A 21,387-nucleotide genomic window follows, 5' to 3' on the forward strand; every position below is an offset into this window, starting at 1 on the left:
AAATAATTTTAAGATAAAAATAATAACAAGATAATAATATTAATTTGGTTTGCTTTTAATTAACTCGTATTCAATTGATCGATATGGTTGCATACAGGTGGATAGCGCAGACAAAATAAAATCGGCTCAGTCCAATCTCACTGAGCCGACGGTGTTTATAGTGGTGAGGCTTGCCAGCCACTAAAGTAGTGACCAATCGCGGAAGAGTGGTCGAGAGGGGCGGTAGCGGCTATGTAGCCATCTGGTCGAACTAACAGGTATTGATCGGAATAGGGGCTACTTCCCGTTTCAACATGTAGAATATTGACGATATCAGGCAGTGATGCAGGTACCGTCGCCGTGCCAATGATGAGCAAACTGTAATAACGATAATTTAGATGTGAGTAAATTCTGTCTGGCTGACCAGATTGAGAATCACGCCACATAAAATCATGTAGTCTTTCGCCAACACTCCCCCCGGTTCCATAGCGAACGCCCATCCCCGTGATGTAACCAGCACGTTTTTCAACAATTTTTACGTAATCATCGGCATGGGTACCTGTATCTGAGGTTTTGGTTGAACGCACAAGTTCCGCTGACGTTTTTACCACTTCCAGCGCTACCGCTTTTCGCTCCGTTTCATAAGTGTGTAATAGGGTTTGGGGCGCATGATGACGGGTAACCATCGCCATTTTCCAGATGAGGTTAAATGCATCAGCCAACCCAGTATTTAACCCCTGGCCACCATTTACCGAATGAATGTGGCTCGCATCACCAGCAATAAATAATTTATTTTCAAGGCTATAGTGTTCTGCCACCGATTCTTTAACCGAGAATTGCGAGTACCATTCAATCGATTTAAAACGCAAATGATGCGGTTGCAGAGCATGATTAATTTTATCTATAGCCTGCTGTTGCGTGAAGTCCTCACTGTCCATCTGAATATAGAAACGATCAAGATTACCTTCACGTGGTATCCAGGCGACATCGGCTGTTTCTGCTTGGAAAACAATAATTTCTGGTACTTTTGGAAAATCAGTGTCTATTTCGCCATCAATCACTGCCCAGGTAATTTGTGGTCGGGTGATCTCAAACGGGATAGCGAAGTGTTGGCGCACAAACGATCGTGAACCATCCGCGCCAATCACGTACCGGGAGCGAACAACCTCACCGCTGGAGAGCGTGGTGAGGCAGCCGTCTTCCTCCAACACAATATCCTGCACAGAGGTATTGCGGCGTACGGCCTTATTTAGCTCGGTGAGCTTATTATCGAGCGCCTGTTCTACATAAGCCTGACCAATCATTAAGAAATGCTTGTGAAAACAGCCTTGTAAAGCCTCCCACCAGGTAGATTGGCGTGAAACAAATTTACCTTTTGACCAAACAGAGCTGGTATTACAAGTTTTGCCCAAGGGATAAAGATCATCGAATAGATCGATAATTTCAAACAACTGCAAGCTACGGGCGTTTAGCGCATCAGCACGGCCGACCGTTAGCGGCCCTTGTGATTTGTCGATAATGACGGTGCTTAAACCGGACAACTGAGCAAGATAGGCACAGGCCAGTCCAACCGGACCCGCACCGACAATCATAAGATCAACAGGGTGTGGTTTCATAATGGCTGCACCAAATGTGGATTATTCAGCGGTTGTTTCGCGTGGATATGCACCCGGCGGAGATGACGACCACTCTGGCTCGAATAAGATTCACGGCCGTGTAATAACGAATAGTTATCTGCAATCGCAATATCACCGCTTTGCCACTGATGAGCATAATAAACCCGTGGATCGTATAAGGCGTCTTGCAAGCTGCTGAGTAATTGTTCTTGCTCTTCAGGTTCAATACCTGAGAAATGATAAGTCGATGGGTTCAAAAATTCTTTATCGCCAGCAATCGGTGGCTCGCAAAAACGAATGACGGGATAAGTGCGGTAAGGGTGTTGTTCTATAATAGGAGCCTGTGCGGTACTGCTGTATAGCTCGACTGCGCGCTGATACAGACCGGTTGCACGCTGCCACAAAGCTTTGGTTTCAGGTGATGCCAGGCGTAACGCCGCGGTGGTGCTCGAAAACGTGGTTTTCCCCCCCTGCTCTTCGCCAATGGCTGAAACGCATTGAAAAACTTGTAGTTCAGGCACGGTTTTCAGGTACATGCCGTCCCAGTGCAACGGGACATAGTTGTTAGCAAAGATATGGTCGGTAGCATCGGGTTGTTCAACCAGTTCTAATACAGCACCAAACGGCCATTGCATAATGTCCCCAATGGCTGTGCAGTATGTTGTTAAATTTTCTGCACTTGTAAAGCTATCAAAACCCCGCAGTATCACTAATTGTTGGGTTTCTACTAGTGTACGCAGCCAGCTAGGTGATAATTCGCCAATATGCACACCCGACTGTTTAGGTTCAATACATACACCAAAATGACAGGTTTCACCTTGAGAGTTGATTAAAGGTTGGTAATCAAATCGATCTTCTAAAGTGAATGAGTCCATTTTACTTCTCCGTGTATTATCCATTGTTGAAAGATCTTTTAGATAATATCTGCAACAAATATCCAACACCACGGATACAATTGTAATAATTAGGATGATTTGAATATAGAACTACCTTCCCCTATTTTTCACCAATAGATAATGGACTTTAATAAGACCGCCATAAAAAAACCCAGATAAACCTATCCGGGGTCTTTAAATCGTGAAGAATCGCCACGGATTCAGGCTTAGCCGCGGTTCTCTTCAATGTAGCGAGCCAAGTCCGCCGGGGTTTTCAGCACGGTAGCGACTTCGGTCGGTGGGATCACACAGCCGTAAACGTCCTGCACTTCCAGCACCAAATCGACCGCCAGAATAGAGTCGAGAATATCGGACGCTATCAGCTCATCGTTAAAGCCCACTTTACGGGATAAGATCTTTTCAAACAGCGCGAGTATTTCTTGTTCCATCATATTTCCTGAGTCATTAGATCGTGCGGGCATGGGTATCCAGCAGTTTACGGTCGATTTTGCCGTTAGGGTTAAGCGGCAACGCGTCTTTGATAATAATTTGGGAAGGCACCATGTAGGGCGGGAGCACCTTCGAGAGCGACGTTTTAATCGCTTCTGGCGCTAAGTTCGTCACGCAGAACGCGGCGATGCGAAGAACACCACCGCCCGATTTCATCAGCGGCAGAACAACCGCTTCGCTGATACCGGACATCGCCAGCAGGCGGTTTTCAATCTCGTTGATTTCAATGCGGTAGCCATTCAGTTTGATCTGGCTGTCATTGCGTCCCTGACAGTACAGCAGTCCGTCCTCGTAGCCCAGGTCGCCGGTTCTGTAGCCCCGGAACGCTTCGCTCTCCCGATGCAGCAGTTTTTCCGCATTCTCTTTCGCCAGCCCAAGGTAGCCGCGCATCACGTTTTTGCCCCAGATGATCAGCTCACCCTCAGACGTAATTTCCATTCTGGAGTCCGGCATCATCGCGCCAACCGGCAGTAGGTCGTTTTCACTGTGCAGGATGTCATCGGTGATTTCTATGACGGTGGTCGCGATCGTTGCTTCCGTTGGGCCATAAGAGTTGAGAATTTTGGCATGCGGGAAGCGGCGGCGTAACTGTTTTACCAGCGCCTTGTTGAGCACTTCGCCAATGAACACAAAGACGTTAAGCTCAGGCAAATATTCACTGTTGAACTGGGGAGACAGCAGCCTCTGGTAGGCGAAAGAGGGCGTTGAAACCCAGACAGAAACGCCGTTGTCTTTCAGGCGGTCGAGCCAGTTTTCTGTCGCGATATCCTCTTTCGCATTCAGAACGATGTGCCCTCCGGTTGCCAGATTCGCCAGCAGCGGAATCAGAGAGAGATCGAAGCTGAACACCGCATGGTTCATCAACACCGGTACATCTGGAAGCGCAAAGTCCTCACACACCCACTTCATGAAATGCCACAGGCTTTCACGCCCGATCTGCACCCCTTTAGGTTTTCCGGTGCTGCCGGAGGTGAACATAATATAGGCGAGATCCTGCTCCACCAGCGGCTGTCCGGCCTCTCCGGTCGCAATGAACTGCCGGGTCGCCACATCGTAATAGTAAGGCGCACTCGCCAGTTGGCAAATCTCTTTAAGTCGCTCCTGTGGATAGATGCAGTCCACCGGAATATACGGAATGTTATGCAGCAGACAGCTATAAATAGCCACGGCAAACTCTGCCTGCTGATGCCCATATAGCACGACTGGCCCCCCCGCCGGCTGCTGACATTGCTGATAGCACTGCGACCAGTCTGTCACGGCAACGGATAGCTGTTGCCAGGTCATCGCTTCATCACTGCCGCTAATCGCTAACCGATCTGAGTTAGCGGGTTGAAGTAATGCCGCACGGAGGAAATCTTGCAGTTCCTGAAGCTCTGAGTGAAGGTTCATAGAGGAGACATTCCGCTAAAGATGTAGAGAGAGGCCGCAGCGCTTGCCAGCGTCAGAATTCGACCGATGAACACACTAACCGGATGATGTAGACAATTGCTCAGCGCCGGGCTGCGTTTGGCTGACCACTGCAGCATGTTGTGAGCAACGGAAATGGCGCCAAACAGCGCGCCGCTGATGACATAGTGTCGTTCAAGCCCGTTCCATGCCCCCATACAAAATAGAGTGCAGAAGATGCCAATATTCTGCGCCAGCGTTTTGTTCTGTCGGAAAAAGTCGAGCTTCATCAGATTCATATAAATTGGCATAAAGACCACGTCCCTCAGCCATTCAGACAGGCTGACGTGGAAGCGTCGCCAGAAATCCTGCGGGTTTTTAGCCAGAATAGGCAAATTAAAGTTTGCCGGGATATTCAGGCCAAATAAGCGCCCTGCTCCAATAGCCATGTTGCTATAACCGGCAAAATCAAAATAGAGATAGGTGCTGTAGGCCAGCGACATCACGATGCCCACGCTTAACGTAAACGGGCGCTGTAACGGTATGTACAGTGTTTACGTCCATCACAATAATCAGTTCGTTCACCAGATAGGAGAAGGGGTTTCCTGCATTCATTCTCACTTGCGCCGTCCAGAATATGTCGTTGTCAACGCTCGTTGACAGCCACCGTACGCTTAGGGTTATAAGTGATTTCGGGGATGATTGGGTTCAAGAATTTTTAGATCGATGAATAATGAAGTACCGCTCTATGATGACAGCGCCCTTGCCGCCAGCAAAAATGGTGAAACTAAAAAATCAGTGTGAACGGCCCAAACATTAATAGGGGGGTATTTTATCAGCGGTCAACAAGGATCCTGTTTATTTTATAGGAAAGAGCGTTATCCATAAATAAAATCATTCCTCTAAGAGATAGGCTAATAAATAGCGGTCATGATTAGAAATGACCGCTATTTACATCACTTGGCTACGTGATCTAAATCACCATAAAATGAATACGGATAGCCATTTTCCAGCCACTCAGCGTGAAGACTGAATGGCTTTTCTACTTGCTCTGCGATGCGGTTAGCGTATGTGGAGATTAACGCCAGAGACCTCTTTTCTGAGTTCAATAATCTCTTCAGCCAATTCACGGCACAGCATCGCATTCATCAAGTGATCCTGTGCGTGCACCACGATAAGCTCGAGAGTGGTTTTTTCCTTACTCTGGCTGCCAATAAATCCGGCCTGAATCAATTGCGCCCGGTTCAGCGCCACGGCAGCCATTTTTAATAGTTCATCGACATGCTCCCACTCCCCTCGGCGAGCAGATCTCAGGGCTTCCATTGCGCAGGAACGTGTTTCGCCAGATTTAACGATAAGCTCAATCATCCGCGTTTCTACATCCATTTTTCCCTCCCCCCGAATATCAGTTGCTGTGTCACCTTTGTCGGTCAATTAACTCCAAATTGCAGACAAGCGCACGTGACACCGAAGCATTACGGTGCATTTATTGTATCGCTACTCACAGCCTGCTTATTAAATATAGATGATGAATCAGGATTTGTTTCTTTAAATCATGACGTTATATCTCATTTTCGGTGAAATAAATTTCACAAACGCACCCGGTTATTTTTATAACGATGAATTTATGCAATTTCACACCGTGACACGTGCTGAACTAAAATGAAACTTGGTTTTTGGATTACTGAGTTCAACTGTTTAGCGCGCCGTCTGAGCATTACGACTCACCAGCCAGACGCCCAGCATGATAATCAAAACGCCGAGGTTTTTACGCAGGCTCATCGGTTCATTCAGCCACGGCAGGAAAACCGCGGCCAGGTAGACCGCCGCATAGCTCAGGCTAATGAGTGGATAGGCGCGACTGAGCGACAGACAACGCAGCACCATGAACCAGCACACCATCGACAGGCCGTAGCAGATCATCCCGCAGATTACCGCAACCACAGGCCAACTCGCCATCAAGGCGCTGAGCGGCGACCAGTGCGTCAGAGAAATGCTCGGCAGCGCCAGCATCCCACTTTTCATTAACACCTGCGCGGCGCTGGCTAACACAATGCTGCAAAATGCCCAGACATAACCTTTTTTCGCCATCATCCCCCCTGCATCAGGTAGATACCGGTGACAATCAGCGCAATACCCCACCAGTGGTGACAGTCCACACGTTCGCCAAACCAGTAGTGCGCCAGCAGCGTGACCAGAACAAAATTGCTGCTCAGCAGCGGGTACGCCACGCCAAGCGGAATATACTGCAACACCACCAGCCACAACAGCAGCCCGATACCCAGCAGCAAGGCCGCCAGCATCAACCACCCCAGTGTCACCCGCTGGCGTCGATCCGTCGGCAAGCGCCGCCAGCACTCCACCGCCTGTTTCTGGCACAGTTGTCCCAGACTGGTCAGCAGACACACGATAGCCACCAATAGATAACTCATGGCGCTATCTGCTTATAAAATAGCAGCACGTAGCGGGGCGATTTCCTCAACTGATCGGGCGCGGGCAAGCTACGGTATTCCTCATCAGTATCCCTATTAACCTTCAGCACCAGCGCGACATTTCCGCTACGCCGTTTTTCGGCAAGCCAGGCCGGAAAAGCTCCCTCATCCACAAAGCGCTCTGCGGCATCCGCATAGTTCAGCCCGTAGTTTAACTCTCCCCGCGCCTTGAATAAGGTGATATCGCTCCGTTTGAGCTCCCACGCCAGTCCGGCTGCCAGCCCAACTTCATCGCTTAACACATATCGGCTGTCCTCCAGCAATGGCTGGTGGCTACGAATAAAGGTTTGAGGATTCTTTGAATCGACCACCCTCGCCGGAATACTCCCGCCGACGAGCAGCGCCAAAAATAGCGGACAGCCCGCGACCAGATAGCCCCACGAGGGCTGTTTTCTCAGGCTGGCAGCGGCAAAGGCAACCCAGCCGATAAAACAGACGACACCCGATACAATGGTTAATCCTTCTCCCGGCTGGTAGACATGTGGCACGATGAGCCCGAAGCCAAGCGCGGCAACAGCGAGTGCCAACACACCGCCAAAGGCAATATTGAGCCAGCTATTGATGCGCAAGACACGTTCGCGTACCACAGGGGCCAGCCCGGAAATCCACGCCGCCATCAGCAACGCCAACGGCGCAAAACACGGCAGAATATAAGTCAGCAGCTTGCCTTTAGCGATGCTGAAAAACAGCAGCGGCATCACCATCCAGCATAGCAGGAGGAAGCATTCCGGATTCGCTTTTCGTTCCGCCCAACCACTGCGCAGCGCGCCCGGCAGCAGCGCCAGCCAGGGGAATGCGCCGACAATCAGAACCGGCAGGTAATACCAGAACGGCGCTTTATGCTGCGCATCATCTTCTGCAAAACGTTGGATATGCTCAATCCAAAAGAAGTAATGCCAGTAATCGGCTTCTCGCGCGTGCACCGCCAGCGCCCACGGCGCACTCAGCAAGACCGCGATGACCATCACCAACGGTCCGAACAGCAGCAATTCCTTAATCCGCTTTTGTGCCAGCGCCACCGGCAGCACACTGATGACTGGCAAAACCAGCGCCAGAAAACCTTTGGTCATGAACCCCATGCCACAGGACAGCCCCATCAGTCCCCAGGCGATGAGCCGTTCGCGCGTCAGCGTCGCCTGCTGAATCAACACGTGGCAGAACAGCGCCGCCGTCATCCAGAGCGTCACCATAGGATCGAGAACGCTGTACGTGCCGATACCATACACGAGTAGTGAGGTCAGATAGATCGTCGCCGCCAGCAACGCAGTACGCCGATTTTTCCACAGCAACAACGCTAGCCAAAACACCAGCAGCGCGCTCAGCGCAGTAGAAAATACTGAGCCAAAGCGCACGGAAAAATTGTTATGATCCAATAACCACTGGCTGATGTTATTCAGCCAGTAGCCCGCAACAGGTTTCTCAAAGTAGCGAATGTCCAGCAAGTGTGGCACGATCCAATCGCCACGCTGAAGCATCTCGCGGCTGATCTCCGCATAGCGCGTTTCATCCGGTGACCACAGCCAGCGGCCGTTAAGCGGCAAGAGGTAGAGCAAAGCAAATAACACCAGTATTACGGTACTTTTTAGCTTTATCACGCCTTCTTCCATGCTATCTCCTGCTCGATCTATTCTTCCGTTTGCACGCCAAGCCACCCTTCCCGTCCGGGAAATGGCGCGCGAACAATTCGCCCGACGGGCAACGTGGCTCGGTCATCCGGCAGCAATGAGGAAAGCGGACAAAATTCAATGTGCTGCTGCCGAGCGCGACGCAGCAACTGACGGAACAGCGCCAGTTTCGCTCCCCCTTCCACCTCCGTGTGAATGGTGTAGACCGGCACACCGCAATTCTGCTGGATCGCCTCAAGAATAAAGTCGTTGAATTCACCGTCGCTCACGCGCTCGCCAATAACCTCATCGTAGGTCGGCAGTGTCACCGGGATCTGCACGGTGCCCAATTCACCATTTTTCAGGCGTGGCCGAAAAGGCCGTGTGCCGCGACAGTCGCTGTTATAGTCCAGATTCCAGTGCTGCTTCATCTCAACAACGCGCGAATCGGCTCGCCAGCCTGCCACAGCAGAGCAGCGCACCGGCGATGGCAGCATCAGCGCCAGCGCGTCCATTCCTTCACGAAACTGCGCTGCCAGTTGCGCATCAGACCAACGGGCGACATTCGCCTGCCAGCCATGATGATCCCAGGCATGCAACCCTACCTCATGCCCGGCGTCGTGCGTCTGGCGGATTAACGTACCAAACCGTGCGCCGATATGGCGCCCCGGCCACGCCGTGCCGGCCAGCAAGATATCCCAGCCGTAGAGTGAGGCCGCGTTGGAGCGCAACATCTTCGATAAAAAGCGTGGGCGCAGTAGGCGCCACAGGTGACGCCCCATGTTGTCCGGCCCAACGCTAAAAAAGAAACTCGCCTGGATATCGAATTCTGCCAACGCATCCAGCAGCGCGGGCACACCGTCCCGCGTACCGCGCCAGGTATCGACATCAATTCGCAGGCCGACGCACGTCATGCCTGCGTATCCATGGCGTCAGCGGCCTGCTGGAGGTCAACGGTACGCAGAAAATAGTCCAGCGTTTCCACGACGGTTTGCTCCATCTTCACCGTTGGTTCCCATTCCAGCAGGCGTTTGGCGTTGCGAATGCTCGGCGTGCGATGCGCCACATCCTGATAACCTTTGCCGTAATAGCTGCTGCTTTCCACGTCAATAAACCCGGCGAACGGCGGGAAGCGATTGCGCAGCGGATGAGCATTAAAGCTGGTTAGCAGCATTTCACCCAGTTCGCGAATACTGGCTTCATTGTGCGGGTTGCCGATGTTGATAATCTGCCCGTCACACTGGCCGTTGCGGTTTTCAATGATACGGAACAACGCCTCAATGCCGTCGTGAATATCCGTAAAACAGCGCTTCTGCGCTCCGCCATCCACCAGCTTGATCGGCGATCCTTCCACCAGATTGAGGATCAGTTGAGTGATGGCACGGGAACTGCCGATGCGCGCGGCGTCCAGCGTATCCAGACGCGGCCCTATCCAGTTAAACGGACGGAACAGCGTGAAGCGCAGATCGCTTTTCACGCCGTACGCCCAGATCACCCGATCCAGCAACTGCTTGGACACGGAGTAAATCCAGCGCGGCTTGTTGATCGGCCCGACAATCAGGCGTGAGTTATCTTCATCAAACTCTTTGTCATCACACATGCCGTACACTTCTGAGGTGGACGGGAAGACAATGCGTTTGTTGTAACGCACGCAGTCGCGCACGATTTTCAGGTTCTCTTCAAAATCCAGCTCAAACACACGCAGCGGGTTACGGGTGTATTCGATAGGCGTCGCAATCGCCACCAGCGGCAAAATGACATCGCATTTCTTAATGTGATATTCGATCCATTCGTTATGAATGCTGATATCGCCCTCCACAAAATGGAAACGTGGATCGCCAAGAAAACGCGCAATGGCATCCGAACTGATATCCAGCCCGTAAATTTCATAACGATCGTCACGCAGCAGGCGCTCAGTGAGGTGGTTACCGATAAAACCGTTAACACCGAGGATCAGGACGCGCGTGCGACGGCGTTGCACACGGTTGGCGAGGTTACCCAGTTTCGCCTGCGGCACCATGCCCATTTTCGCCGCCAGTCGGCTACCCGCCATATACAGACCGGCTTCACTCTGTCCGCTGACGATCTCAAGCGCATCTTCACTACAGGACACCACCAGTGGCGATATCGAGATAATTGAGCCCGGTGTAGTCTTCATACCACGGTTTTTAACCACGTGAGCACGCCAGATAATCACTTTGCGCTCACCGAGGAAGGTAAATGCGCCAGGGTATGGCTCCGTCACCGCGCGGATCAGGTTGTTAATCTCACGCGCGCTTTTTTGCCAATCGATCAGCCCGTCTGCCGCCGTGCGACGCCCAAAGTAGCTGGCCTGACTTTCATCCTGCGGCGTCAACATAATCTCACGCGAGCGGATTAGCGGTAGCTGCTGTGCCAGTAAAGCCGCAGCGGCGGTACGACATTTTCCATGCAGTGTCAACGCAGTATCTTCATCGTCAATCGCCACCACGGACTGGGCAACAATATCGCCGGCATCGGCGCGGGACACCATCTTGTGCAACGTCACGCCCGTTTGCGTTTCGCCGTTCACCAGTACCCAATTCACCGGAGCCCGTCCACGGTAGCGCGGCAGCAGCGACCCGTGCAGATTAAAGGCACCAAACGACGGTAGCTGAAGAATGTCATCGCTTAATAGCGTGCGGTAATAGAAGGAAAAAATAACATCCGGTGCCAGTTCCCGAATGCGGTTCACCCAAAGCGGGTGGTTAACGTCTTCCGGCGCAAACACCGGCACATCCATCCCAGCGGCCGCTTTCGCCACCGACGCATAGAAGTGATTCTCGCCCGGCGCATCGCTGTGCGTGAATACCGCCTGAATCTCATAGCCCGCAAGTTCTAACGCCTCAAGGCCGACGCAGCCGATATCATGATAGGCAAATACGATCGCTTTCATTCTTCTTCACCCCGTAAACTGGTGGTCAGTGGCGTTGCCGCACTCACTGTTTTTTGCACAAAATAGCGTGGCCGGGCCCGCACATCGGTATAGATACGACCGATGTATTCCCCCAATAACCCCATCCCGACGAACTGTGCGCCGATAAACATGAACAACACGGCAAACAGCGTGAACACGCCTTCTGCTGCCCATTGCGCACCAAAAAACAAACGCAGGCCAACCAACAACAGCGACAACAGAAAACCCGACAGCGCAACGACGCTGCCAATCAGGCTGAGTATGCGCAGCGGGGTCGTCGTCAGGCAGGTCAGCAGGTCGTACATCAGGTTAATCAGCTTCAGAAAGCTGTATTTGGACGTGCCGAACTCGCGCTCGGCGTGCATCACGTCGAGCTCGATGGTTTTCCGGGCGAATGTGTTGGCAAGGATAGGAATAAAGGTGCTGCGTTCATGGCAGCGCAGCATCGCGTTGACAATGTGACGACGATAGGCACGCAGCATGCAGCCATAATCCGCCATGGATTTCCCAGTCGAACGCCGGATCATCATGTTGATGGTTTTCGAAGCCAGCTTGCGGAACAGCGAATCCTGACGATTTTTCCGCACGGTGCCAACCACGTCATAGCCTTGCGCGGCATACTCTACCAGCCGTGGAATTTCCTCCGGCGGGTTTTGCAAATCGGCATCCAGCGTGATGATCACATCGCCCACCGCCTGCTGAAACCCAGCCATAATGGCCGAGTGCTGACCATAATTGCGGTTTAGCAGCACGGCGATAATGTGCTTTTCCGGATCGCTCGCCGCCTCAGTCAACAGTTCCGACGAGCGATCGCTGCTGCCGTCATCAACCAGAATAATTTCCCAAGGTTTACCGATTTTCTGACAAGCCGCCAGCGTGCGCTCAATCAGTACCGGCAGGCTCTCTTCTTCGTTATAGACGGGAATCACAACCGAAACATTTTTGATGTCATCAATCACGAGCAGACTCCAGAATAGAGGTTAGCGCCGCAACAACGCGATCGACATCACTGTCCTGCATATCGGGGAACAGCGGTAGCGTTATAAGCGACGCCGAATTCCACTCCGTTTCGGGCAGGTGCAAATCGGGATAACGCTCGCGATAATATTTCTGCGTATGCACCGCTCTGAAATGCAGTCCGGTGCCAATACCCTGCGCTTGCAGTGCTGCCATCAGGCTATCGCGCGATATGCCGCACAGCGTTTCATCCACGCGCACCATAAACAGATGCCAGGCATGCCGATGGGGATAATCTGGAACCGATAGCGGCTGGAGTGGCAGCGCACGCAGTTGGGTGAGATAACGTGCGGCAAGCTGCTGACGACGGGCGTTGATCACCGGAAGTTTATCCAGTTGAACCAGCGCAATCGCCGCATTGATATCCGCCAGATTGTATTTAAATCCCGGCGTCACCACGTCAGCCTGCGACTTGCGCCCTTGTCGCTGCCTGTCGAACGCATCAACACCCAGCCCGTGAAACTTCAGGCTGCGTATACGCTCCGCGAGCGCGTCGTCGCCCGTCACCACCATGCCCCCTTCCGCACAGGTGATGTTTTTAATCGCGTGAAACGAGAAAATAGCGGTGCCGCGCGCGCCGATCCACTCATCGCGATATTGTGTACCGACAGCATGCGCCGCATCCTCAATCAGCGAAATGCCGTAGTGTGCGCTGAGCGCACGTAGCGCCGTCAAATCGGCCGGAGCGCCAGCATAGTGCACGGGAATAATGGCTTTGGTTTTCGGTGTGATCGCCGCCTCGATATCCTGCGGTCGCACCATCAACGTATGCCGGTCCACGTCAACCATCACTGGTTCCGCCCCCAAAAGCATGATGATATTGACGGTTGAAACCCAGGTCTGGGACGGCGTAATCACCTCGTCACCGGGGCCAATGCCAAGCGCCATCAGCGTCACGTGCATCCCGCCCGTCGCAGAGCTAACCGCAATCGCCTGTCGGCACCCAATCTGCTGGCAAAACATCTGTTCTAATTGCTGACATTTCGGGCCCGTGGTTATCCAGCCGGAACGTAATACTTCTGCCACGGCAGCAATTTCCTCTTCGCCCATGTTCGGACGAGAAAAAGGCAAAAAATCCGACATAACGTATTCCAAAAATAAATAATGGCGACCAATCATTACTGAACAGTTTAAATAACGAAGCCTTAAGCCAACCTTAATTTATTGTGACAATCATAAAGTCACAGATAAACGACACGACGTGACAAAGCGGTACGAAGACATAATTAATTACAATGCAAAAATGAACTTTTCTCGAATAACAAAATATTGCCCCATTGCTTTACGACAATGTTCAGCCTTTACCAAATAAGTCTATTGTATAAACTTTCCCTAACACATCTTTTAATTCGTCGGCATACGCTTCGTGCTTATCCAGCGTAGCGGAAAAATTCAGCGCTGCGTGTTGTAAAAAACGCTCGATATCGGCGTCATTAATCGGCGATTTTCGTTGATTCAGCATCGCCACTTTTTCAGCCACAATATCTAATGCCACAACCTGATGCTGCTGTGCCAATAATAATCCATTCGATAAACCAACATATCCCGTTCCGCTAATCGCTATTTTCATGAAGGGCTCTTTATTTCATCGCTGGCTGAACCATATTCGTCCGCAGTATCTTTCTTATTTTTCACTCTGAATAGCGGTGTTACATTTCAATTTATTTCTCTGTCTCAGGATGCACGCCCCACATCCACATAAACACGTCACACTCATCATCCAAAACATAAAAAATACAATAGCCTTATCATTAGCAATTCCAGTTAAACGCCAATTAAACATCGCGTATTTAATGCAGGACAAAAATTTCCTTACACCTTGTGACTTTCTTTAATCATTAGCATAGAAACGAGTTTTCATGATGTTAAGGAACACAACGTCATTTATCTTAGATTGCTTTAGTGAATAAACACGATGATACCGATTTATTTAATCGTTTTTATCAACGGCACAGGGAGACAGTATGTCGATAGGTTACCCCACCGCCAGCGGTGGCGTCCGTTATCGATATTGCCGATGCCGCGCTATATCGCGTAAAAATGGCGGTAAAAACCGTATAGAGGTAAGCGAGTAGCGAGAGTCATCTCAATGTAGAAACAATTAATGTTGATGCAACACCTGACAGCACACGCAGCTTCTGACAAAATAGCGGCCATTTCCCCTATATCACATTGATGGATCTCATCTCAGATGGCAGCAAAGATTATTGATGGTAAAACGATTGCGCAGCAGGTAAAAGACGAAGTTGCCGCACGAGTCACACAGCGTTTGGCAGCAGGAAAACGCGCGCCAGGTCTGGCTGTTGTGCTGGTCGGCGAGAATCCGGCATCACAGATTTATGTCGCCAGCAAGCGCAAGGTGTGTGAAGAAGTCGGCTTTATCTCACGCTCTTATGATTTACCCACCACCACCACGGAACCAGAGCTACTGGCACTTATCGACCAACTCAACTCCGACCAGACGATTGACGGTATTCTGGTTCAGCTTCCGCTGCCGGAAGGCATTGATAACACCAAAGTGATCGAACGCATCGCGCCAAGTAAAGATGTTGATGGCTTCCATCCTTACAATGTCGGTCGTCTGTGCCAGCGTGCTCCGCTGCTGCGCGCCTGTACACCACGCGGCATCATGACGCTGCTGGAGCGTTACACTATCGACACCTTTGGGCTGAATGCCGTGGTCGTCGGCGCGTCTAACATTGTTGGCCGTCCGATGAGCCTGGAACTGCTGCTGGCAGGCTGCACCACGACCGTCACGCACCGTTTCACCAAAAACCTGCGTCACCATGTTGAAAACGCCGATCTGCTGGTTGTCGCCGTGGGTAAACCGGGCTTCATCCCTGGCGAATGGATTAAACCGGGCGCGATTGTGCTGGACGTGGGTATTAACCGCCTGGAAAGCGGCAAAGTGGTCGGCGATGTAGAATTTGACACCGCGCAGGAAAGAGCATCTTACATCAGCCCCGTACCGGGCGGCGTTGGCCCAATGACCGTTGCCACACTGATTCAAAACACGCTACAGGCGTGCGAAGAGTATCATGACCATGCCGAATAACACGGCGGGTAGGACACCGATAAGCAGGAATTTATGACAACGTTTCATCTTGAAAAACATCCGCACGTTGAACTGTGCGATCTCTTGAAATTGCTGGGCTGGAGTGAAAGCGGTGCGGCGGCCAAACTGTCAATCGCCGCAGGCGAGGTGACCGTTGACGGTCAGACGGAAACGCGCAAGCGCTGCAAAATCGTCACCGGGCAAACCGTCCAGTTCAATGGCGAAGCGGTAAACATCGTCGACTAACGCTTAAGCATCGATGAGAGTGAAAAAAGCCCGCAATGTAGGCGTTGCGGGCTTTTTACTGATTAACAGAAAGATCGGTGTTACTTACGGCGCCAGATCGTTCCCTGTGGGCCGTCTTCCAGCACGATCCCCATGTCATTCAACCGATCGCGTGCCTGATCGGCCAGCGCCCAGTCTTTTGCCGCGCGCGCATCTTTACGCTGCTGGATTAACGCTTCGATTTCTTTTACTTCGTCGTTATCTACCTGAGCGCCGTTTTGCAGGAACTGCTCAGGATCCTGTTCCAGCAGGCCAAGCACACCAGACAGCTTACGCAGTACCGACGCCAGCTGATTCGCTGCCTGCACATCTTCCGCTTTCAGGCGGTTAACTTCACGCGCCATATCAAACAATACCGAGTAGGCTTCCGGCGTGTTGAAATCGTCGTCCATCGCTTCACGGAAACGGGCTTCAAACTCATCACCACCGTACGCCGCAATATCAGGATCCGTTCCACGCAGCGCCGTATAAAGCCGTTCTAACGCCGCACGCGCCTGCTTCAGGTTGTCTTCGCTGTAGTTTAACTGGCTACGATAGTGGCCAGACATCAGGAAGTAACGCACGGTTTCTGGGTCGTAATACGCCAGCACGTCGCGGACGGTGAAGAAGTTATTGAGCGACTTTGACATCTTCTCGCGGTCAACCATCACCATGCCGGAGTGCATCCAGTAATTCACATACGGGCCATCGTGCGCACAGCTGGATTGCGCGATCTCGTTTTCGTGGTGCGGGAACATCAAATCTGAACCGCCGCCGTGAATATCAAAGTGTTCGCCGAGCTGTTTGCAGTTCATAGCTGAACATTCGATATGCCAGCCAGGGCGCCCCTCCCCCCACGGAGAAGACCAGTGCGGTTCACCCGGTTTGGACATTTTCCACAGCACGAAGTCCATTGGGTTACGCTTCACTTCTGTAATTTCAACGCGTGCGCCAGCCTGCAATTGCTCCAGATCCTGACGAGACAGCACACCGTAACCCGGCGCGGTATCAACGGAGAACATCACATCGCCATTACTCGCGACATAGGCGTGGCGACGGGCAATCAGCGTTTCTACCATTTCAATGATATCAGCAATATGGTGCGTCGCACGCGGCTCGGCATCCGGGCGCAGAATATTCAAGGCATCAAAATCAGCGTGCATCTCTGCTATCATACGCGTCGTCAGTTGATCGCTGGTTTCCCCGTTTTCGGTCGCACGTTTAATAATTTTGTCGTCAATATCGGTGACATTACGCACATATTTCAGTGAATATCCCAGATACCGCAAATACCGCGCCACCACATCAAACGCCACGAAAGTACGCCCATGACCGATATGACACAGGTCATAAACGGTGATGCCACACACATACATTCCCACCTGACCGGCGTGGATGGGTTTAAATTCCTCTTTTTGGCGACTCAGCGTATTAAAAATCTTTAGCATCAGGGCGTTCCAGTGTTTTTATAAAAAATGGTTTTCACAAAAAAATGGTTTTCAAAGAAATGGTTTACACAACCGCACAACGTTCAAAAGCATCGTGTTAAAAACATAGCGCTTAAAAAACGTAGCATACACACGATAGGTCAATCACAGCCGCAGTTTGCGCCAGCAACATCAATGCATTCAGGGTTGATACCCAACGGCGTATTGAAACCTGAACCCTACTGTATTGCAAGGTTAATAAGAAGAGGGAATCGGTGAGAAAGGATAAAAATGAAATAGCCCGAAAAATCCGGGCTATTTCAAACCATTAGCGGCGACTGACAAAAAAGAATCCGCCGACAGAAAACCATTAACGCCAGCGCGGATTAGACATCACAGAGTATTTACCACTACCGAGCAGGGCAATCGCGATACCCGCAAAGAAGAATACCGCCGTACTTTCAGCAACCCAGGCACCTGTTTTGGCGTTTAGCGTGAAGAAAGTGTTCATATGAACCAACATCGTTGCTGCCACCATCGTGAAGGAGAAAATCAGCGCAGAAGGACGAATAAAAATCCCGAGAATCATCAGGATTGGGGTGATGACTTCTCCGACATAGACGCCGTAACCAATAAAAGCGGGCAGTCCTGCTGAGGTCAGCATGCCTTCAATGGCACCAATTCCACCGTGTATCTTATGCCAGCCATGAAACAGCATCAACACGCTAAAAGATACGCGCAAAAACAGTTTACCAAAATCCGGTTTGTCTAATAAACGGTTAACACCATCCAGAATACCCAGCATAGTTCACCTATCTCTTTAGAGTTATGTAGGAAGAATAAGAATTACTCCCAGATTAATCTGAACCACAAAAAAAGAACACGTTGATTACTCAGAACATTGATCTGGGGCAACAAAAATCTCATTCAAATTAATTATTCATAAATACAAAATTCAATCAGTTTATTTGTTTTCAAAAGTCTCCATTTCCCGATTAATACCTAATTGTGCCATCTTCTTCCGCGTACACGTTGTCTGGCACCCACCAACATCAAGTAATAAACCTTTTTATACGATTTTCTCATCCAACCAACCGCCAACCGCTGCGCAGTAAAACGTGAACTACTGACTCAATCGACCAGTTATGCTATAACAGCGCTCTTGTTGTTCACCGCCTTTTGTGAACAGCGCTCTTATCACTAAGGCTATCTAGGGTTCATTATTATGATTACGCTTCATACCAATCACGGCGATATCGTTATTAATACGTTTGCAGACAAGGCGCCGGTTACCGTAGAAAACTTCCTGAACTACTGTCGTAACGGTTTTTATGACAACACGATTTTCCACCGTGTGATTAACGGTTTCATGATCCAGGGCGGCGGCTTCGCTCCCGGTATGGAGCAAAAAGAAACCAACGCAGCAATCAAAAATGAAGCCAACAACGGCCTGAAAAACGCGCGCGGCACGCTGGCAATGGCTCGTACCAACGATCCGCACTCTGCAACTGCCCAGTTCTTTATCAACGTTGTCGATAACGACTTTCTGAACTTCCGTTCAGAGCGTGCTGATGGCTGGGGCTACTGCGTTTTCGCTGAAGTCACCGAAGGTATGGACGTCGTTGATAAAATCAAAGGTGTGGCTACTGGCCGCAGCGGCATGCATCAGGACGTACCGAAAGAAGACGTGGTGATTACCCACGTAACGGTCAGCGAATAATCCGACCTGCATGGCAACGCTGTTCATTGCCGATCTGCATTTAAGTCTTCATGAACCGGCGATTACCGCCGGTTTTCTGCGTTTTTTACGCCATGATGCAATTCATGCCGATGCACTGTACATTCTTGGCGATCTGTTCGATGCCTGGATTGGTGACGACGATCCCCAGCCGCTATACGCGACCATTGCAGCTGAACTCTATGCCTTACACCAGCGCGGTATTCCCTGCTATTTCGTACACGGCAACCGTGATTTCCTGATCGGTAAGCATTTCGCCAGACAAAGCGGGATGACGCTGCTGCCGACGGAAACGGTGCTCGATCTCTACGGCCAGAAGATCCTTATTCTTCATGGCGATACGCTGTGTACCGACGATCGTCACTACCAACAATTCCGTCGCCGGGTCCACAACCCGCTTATTCAGCGACTCTTCCTGCTATTGCCTTTGTCATTACGCGTGAAAATCGCAGCAAAGATGCGGGCAACCAGCCAGCAGCAAAACCAGAAGAAATCGCAGCAAATTATGGATGTCAATCACGACGCTGTGCTTGAACGTCTACAGCATTATCAGGTGAAGACGATGATCCACGGTCACACACACCGCCCCGCCATTCATCAGGTCGATCTTGGTGGGTCTTATGGCCGTCGCGCCGTTCTGGGTGCCTGGCATGAAGAAGGATCGATGATTAAGGTCACGCCACAAAATATCGAACTGATTTCCTTCCCATTTTAATGCGTTTCCTGCCATTGATTTGACGGTCTCTCATCTTATCCTCCCAGCATTTCCGCATACGCAACCGTTTTCCTCGCCATAATGGCGTGGTATGCTCTACGCCCTCAACGCTAGGCCCTCCCTGTCTGGCAGACGCCAATGCGTCACGAACATGTACAATCACAGGAGCATTACAGGCATGTCATCCAACGTTGCCCCGGCTAAAATTGCCATCATCATGGGTTCAAAGAGTGACTGGGCCACCATGCAGTTTGCTGCGGAAATCCTCACCACGCTGAACATTCCTTTTCATACTGAAGTCGTTTCTGCGCACCGGACACCCGATAAGCTGTTCCGCTTTGCAGAGCAAGCGGAACAGAATGGTTTTGATGTGATTATCGCTGGCGCAGGCGGCGCAGCACACCTGCCGGGTATGCTGGCAGCGAAAACGCTGGTTCCCGTGCTTGGCGTGCCGGTACAAAGCTCAACGTTGAGCGGTGTAGACAGCCTGTATTCTATTGTCCAAATGCCTCGCGGTATCCCGGTCGGCACCTTGGCCATTGGCAAAGCAGGCGCAGCGAATGCGGCTCTGCTGGCTGCACAAATTCTCGCCCTGCATGATAGTGGCATCGCCACCCGACTGGCCGACTGGCGTCAGGCGCAAACCGATGATGTGCTCTCTCATCCCGACCCGCGGGAGGAAGCATGAAACCGGTCTGCGTATTAGGCAATGGTCAGTTGGGCAGAATGTTGCGTCAGGCTGGCGAACCGTTAGGGATCGCGGTTTATCCTGTGGGGCTGGATGCTGAGCCAGAATCGGTGCCGTTTCATAATAGTGTGATTACCGCCGAGATCGAGCGCTGGCCGGAAACTGCCCTTACCCGCGAACTGGCTGAACACTCGGCGTTTGCGAATCGCGATATTTTCCCGCGTCTGGCCGATCGTCTGACGCAAAAACAGCTGCTGGATTCGCTGAATCTGGCAACCGCTCCCTGGCAATTGCTGGCCACCGTCGATGAATGGCCACACGTCTTCGCCTCATTAGGTGAATTAGCTATCGTTAAACGTCGCGTCGGCGGTTACGATGGTCGTGGACAGTGGCGCTTGCGCAACGGCGAGCAGCACACTCTGCCCGCGGACTGCTACGGTGAATGCATCGTTGAGCAAGGCATTCATTTTTCCGGTGAGGTCTCGCTGGTTGGTGCCCGCAATACGCACGGTAAATGTGTGTTCTATCCGCTCACCCATAACCTGCATCAGGATGGCATTCTGCGTACCAGCGTCGCTTTCCCTCAGCCTAACCCGCCGTTGCAAGCACAGGCAGAGCAGATGTTGTCCGCGATTATGAATGCGCTGAGCTACGTGGGTGTGATGGCGATGGAATGCTTTATCGTCGGCGACCGCCTGCTCATTAACGAGCTGGCTCCACGTGTACACAATAGCGGACACTGGACGCAAAATGGCGCGTCGATCAGCCAGTTTGAACTGCACCTGCGCGCCATTCTGGATCTGCCGCTGCCGCACCCCATCGTCGAATCGCCGTCCGTGATGGTCAACCTGATTGGCACTGGCGTGAATATCGACTGGCTGGCGCTGCCGCTGCTACATCTGCACTGGTATGAGAAAGACGTTCGCCCTGGTCGCAAAGTGGGCCATCTCAACCTATCGTCGTCTAACGCCGCACAGTTAAAACACTCGCTGCAATCGCTGGCGCCTCTCTTACCAGAGGAATACCACAGCGGTCTGGCGTGGGCAGAAGAAAAGCTCACCGCCTGACAGCTCGGTAATGCTTATC

Annotated in this window: 20 protein-coding genes and 2 pseudogenes; 6 read left to right on the forward strand and 16 right to left on the reverse strand. The window is 51.5% G+C overall.

What is annotated here, in order from left to right; all coding sequences use genetic code 11:
* Positions 1–155 precede the first annotated feature (155 nt).
* The 14 genes and pseudogenes from ACKQAD_RS04055 to ACKQAD_RS04120 all read right to left on the reverse strand — a co-directional run.
* Positions 156–1,595, reverse strand: coding sequence for an FAD-binding protein (locus ACKQAD_RS04055; protein WP_409158958.1), 1,440 nt, complete (start codon positions 1,593–1,595; stop codon positions 156–158).
* Complete coding sequence (locus ACKQAD_RS04060; protein WP_409158959.1) at positions 1,592–2,470, reverse strand: TauD/TfdA family dioxygenase; 879 nt, start codon at positions 2,468–2,470, stop codon at positions 1,592–1,594. The genes ACKQAD_RS04055 and ACKQAD_RS04060 overlap by 4 nt, the downstream gene beginning before the upstream one ends.
* Before the next feature lie 227 nt (positions 2,471–2,697).
* Positions 2,698–2,919, reverse strand: coding sequence for an acyl carrier protein (locus tag ACKQAD_RS04065; RefSeq protein WP_409158995.1), 222 nt, complete (start codon positions 2,917–2,919; stop codon positions 2,698–2,700).
* Between the two features lie 16 nt (positions 2,920–2,935).
* The gene (locus tag ACKQAD_RS04070; protein WP_409158960.1) at positions 2,936–4,369 is read right to left on the reverse strand and encodes an AMP-binding protein; all 1,434 of its coding nucleotides are present in this window, start codon (positions 4,367–4,369) and stop codon (positions 2,936–2,938) included.
* Positions 4,366–4,899, reverse strand: a pseudogene (locus ACKQAD_RS04075) (MBOAT family O-acyltransferase); the annotation flags it as partial. The gene ACKQAD_RS04070 and the pseudogene ACKQAD_RS04075, both read right to left, overlap by 4 nt.
* A gap of 529 nt (positions 4,900–5,428) precedes the next feature.
* Positions 5,429–5,752, reverse strand: a complete 324-nt coding sequence (locus ACKQAD_RS04080; RefSeq protein WP_409158996.1) for a PTS sugar transporter subunit IIA — start codon at positions 5,750–5,752, stop codon at positions 5,429–5,431.
* A gap of 312 nt (positions 5,753–6,064) precedes the next feature.
* Positions 6,065–6,457, reverse strand: a complete 393-nt coding sequence (gene arnF / locus ACKQAD_RS04085) for a 4-amino-4-deoxy-L-arabinose-phosphoundecaprenol flippase subunit ArnF (protein ID WP_409158997.1) — start codon at positions 6,455–6,457, stop codon at positions 6,065–6,067.
* A complete protein-coding gene (gene arnE, locus ACKQAD_RS04090) occupies positions 6,457–6,798 on the reverse strand; it encodes a 4-amino-4-deoxy-L-arabinose-phosphoundecaprenol flippase subunit ArnE (RefSeq protein ID WP_409158961.1) in 342 nt (113 codons plus the stop codon). Before arnE ends, arnF begins: the two co-directional genes overlap by 1 nt.
* On the reverse strand, positions 6,795–8,465 hold the full coding sequence (gene arnT, locus ACKQAD_RS04095) for a lipid IV(A) 4-amino-4-deoxy-L-arabinosyltransferase (protein ID WP_409158962.1): 1,671 nt from the start codon (positions 8,463–8,465) through the stop codon (positions 6,795–6,797). Before arnT ends, arnE begins: the two co-directional genes overlap by 4 nt.
* A 17-nt stretch (positions 8,466–8,482) precedes the next feature.
* Positions 8,483–9,376 carry a 4-deoxy-4-formamido-L-arabinose-phosphoundecaprenol deformylase gene (arnD, locus tag ACKQAD_RS04100; RefSeq protein ID WP_409158963.1) on the reverse strand — a complete coding sequence of 298 codons (894 nt, stop codon included), beginning with the start codon at positions 9,374–9,376 and terminating at the stop codon, positions 8,483–8,485.
* Positions 9,373–11,376, reverse strand: coding sequence for a bifunctional UDP-4-amino-4-deoxy-L-arabinose formyltransferase/UDP-glucuronic acid oxidase ArnA (gene arnA / locus ACKQAD_RS04105; RefSeq protein WP_409158964.1), 2,004 nt, complete (start codon positions 11,374–11,376; stop codon positions 9,373–9,375). Before arnA ends, arnD begins: the two co-directional genes overlap by 4 nt.
* On the reverse strand, positions 11,373–12,356 hold the full coding sequence (gene arnC, locus ACKQAD_RS04110; protein WP_409158965.1) for an undecaprenyl-phosphate 4-deoxy-4-formamido-L-arabinose transferase: 984 nt from the start codon (positions 12,354–12,356) through the stop codon (positions 11,373–11,375). The genes arnA and arnC overlap by 4 nt, the downstream gene beginning before the upstream one ends.
* The gene (gene arnB / locus ACKQAD_RS04115; protein WP_409158966.1) at positions 12,349–13,497 is read right to left on the reverse strand and encodes a UDP-4-amino-4-deoxy-L-arabinose aminotransferase; all 1,149 of its coding nucleotides are present in this window, start codon (positions 13,495–13,497) and stop codon (positions 12,349–12,351) included. Before arnB ends, arnC begins: the two co-directional genes overlap by 8 nt.
* Before the next feature lie 268 nt (positions 13,498–13,765).
* Positions 13,766–13,984 (reverse strand): annotated as a pseudogene (locus tag ACKQAD_RS04120) (UDP-glucose 6-dehydrogenase); the annotation flags it as partial.
* 621 nt (positions 13,985–14,605) lie between these two features.
* Here ACKQAD_RS04120 and folD point away from each other — a divergent pair.
* A complete protein-coding gene (gene folD, locus ACKQAD_RS04125; RefSeq protein WP_409158967.1) occupies positions 14,606–15,469 on the forward strand; it encodes a bifunctional methylenetetrahydrofolate dehydrogenase/methenyltetrahydrofolate cyclohydrolase FolD in 864 nt (287 codons plus the stop codon).
* 33 nt (positions 15,470–15,502) lie between these two features.
* Positions 15,503–15,715 carry a ribosome-associated protein YbcJ gene (ybcJ, locus tag ACKQAD_RS04130; protein WP_409158968.1) on the forward strand — a complete coding sequence of 71 codons (213 nt, stop codon included), beginning with the start codon at positions 15,503–15,505 and terminating at the stop codon, positions 15,713–15,715.
* A gap of 80 nt (positions 15,716–15,795) precedes the next feature.
* On the opposite strand, the gene cysS is transcribed toward ybcJ, so the two are convergent.
* Positions 15,796–17,181 (reverse strand): cysteine--tRNA ligase, encoded by a 1,386-nt coding sequence (gene cysS / locus ACKQAD_RS04135; protein ID WP_409158969.1) that lies wholly within the window; start codon positions 17,179–17,181, stop codon positions 15,796–15,798.
* A 349-nt stretch (positions 17,182–17,530) separates the two neighbouring features.
* Positions 17,531–17,965 carry a DoxX family protein gene (locus ACKQAD_RS04140; protein ID WP_409158970.1) on the reverse strand — a complete coding sequence of 145 codons (435 nt, stop codon included), beginning with the start codon at positions 17,963–17,965 and terminating at the stop codon, positions 17,531–17,533.
* 420 nt (positions 17,966–18,385) lie between these two features.
* Between ACKQAD_RS04140 and ppiB the strand changes: the two genes are divergently transcribed.
* The 4 genes from ppiB (at position 18,386) to purK (ending at position 21,368) form a co-directional block, all read left to right on the forward strand.
* A complete protein-coding gene (ppiB, locus tag ACKQAD_RS04145) occupies positions 18,386–18,880 on the forward strand; it encodes a peptidylprolyl isomerase B (RefSeq protein WP_409158971.1) in 495 nt (164 codons plus the stop codon).
* 10 nt (positions 18,881–18,890) lie between these two features.
* Positions 18,891–19,613, forward strand: a complete 723-nt coding sequence (gene lpxH / locus ACKQAD_RS04150; RefSeq protein WP_409158972.1) for a UDP-2,3-diacylglucosamine diphosphatase — start codon at positions 18,891–18,893, stop codon at positions 19,611–19,613.
* Between the two features lie 178 nt (positions 19,614–19,791).
* Positions 19,792–20,301 carry a 5-(carboxyamino)imidazole ribonucleotide mutase gene (gene purE / locus ACKQAD_RS04155; protein WP_409158973.1) on the forward strand — a complete coding sequence of 170 codons (510 nt, stop codon included), beginning with the start codon at positions 19,792–19,794 and terminating at the stop codon, positions 20,299–20,301.
* Positions 20,298–21,368: a 5-(carboxyamino)imidazole ribonucleotide synthase gene (gene purK, locus ACKQAD_RS04160; protein WP_409158974.1), complete on the forward strand. Its 1,071-nt coding sequence runs from the start codon at positions 20,298–20,300 to the stop codon at positions 21,366–21,368. The genes purE and purK overlap by 4 nt, the downstream gene beginning before the upstream one ends.
* Positions 21,369–21,387 lie beyond the last annotated feature (19 nt).

The sequence above is a fragment of the Pectobacterium artocarpous genome (assembly GCF_046159765.1).
Classification (GTDB): Bacteria; Pseudomonadota; Gammaproteobacteria; order Enterobacterales; family Enterobacteriaceae; genus Pectobacterium.